Raw genomic sequence first — 912 nt, 5'->3', positions numbered from 1 at the left:
TGACGCCTGGTCCGGATTTGGTAGCGCCGCTAATCAGAACATAGGAGTGACGCCCATGAAGCCCGCAGAGGTCAAGGTCATCAAAGTGTCGGTGAACCTTCCGATCGACCAATGGCCGAAAGATTTGGAGCGTGTGACCACACCGCAGATGGAGCTGACGTTTCGAACCCCGCAAGGCGTGACGGTGACCGCCGTCGTCAAAACCAAGAGCGCGCGCAAGGCGGAGAAGACGATGGACGAGCTTCGGGCCAGGGGGCAAGTGCCGGTAATCGTGGTTCAAGGGCAGTTGATGCCGGAAGGCCGTTTGGACGCGGCGGGATTCCAGGTGCAGGGACGACCGGCCGGATAGTCATCGGTAGCTGTTTCCGCTTCGTTACCGCGCACCCTACGTGCGGCCGACTCTGTCCCGTTATACGCTGGCGATTGTCCCCGTAAGCTAATGAAAAAGCGAAAAACCTTTGCCTAAAACAGTCGTGGCTCGCCTTAGCGGCCGTAGGGAGGCTGTAGCGACGATTGAATTCCGAAATACCACCGGATTTTTTAGAAGCCTCAATACGGGGTGAAAATGATGGGAGGTGACAACGATGGCATTTGCGGACAGCTTGACTGAACTCATGCGGGTAAGCCAGACTCTGATGGATCAACTCGATTCGGTGCCGGTGCAAGGTCTCTCAGGCCGCACCGTGAATCCCATTCCGTTTGATATGGCTGACTTGCCGGACGCCTTAATGGTCCAGGCCTATCTTCCGGGATTCCATCGTGACGACGTGACGGTGGAAGTGCGTGATCACCGACTGGCGATCAAGTGTCGAGACTTTGCTGGATGCCATGGTCCGTACCGCAGATGACTATGGCGATTCGGCGTTGCGTGAGCACATCGAACGCATCGCCACTCAAGTGTTCGACATTCCC

Annotated in this window: 2 protein-coding genes; both read left to right on the top strand. The window is 56.8% G+C overall.

The genetic code is table 11. From position 1 onward, the window contains the following. On the top strand, nt 1–349 hold a 349-nt coding region (locus tag HIJ39_RS23180), incomplete at its 5' end, for a hypothetical protein (protein ID WP_207711895.1). Between the two features lie 235 nt (nt 350–584). Beyond that, nucleotides 585–848 (top strand): Hsp20/alpha crystallin family protein, encoded by a 264-nt coding sequence (locus HIJ39_RS23175; protein WP_169103378.1) that lies wholly within the window; start codon nt 585–587, stop codon nt 846–848. Nucleotides 849–912 lie beyond the last annotated feature (64 nt).

Source organism: Sulfobacillus harzensis (assembly GCF_012933365.1).
GTDB lineage: Bacteria > Bacillota > Sulfobacillia > Sulfobacillales > Sulfobacillaceae > Sulfobacillus_B > Sulfobacillus_B harzensis.
This window is presented reverse-complemented; position numbering and strand designations above follow the sequence as displayed.

Coding starts and splice junctions, on each gene's coding strand:
- HIJ39_RS23175 (WP_169103378.1), top strand. CDS start 585: ATGGCATTTGCGGACAGCTTGACTGAACTCATGCGGGTAAGCCAGACT.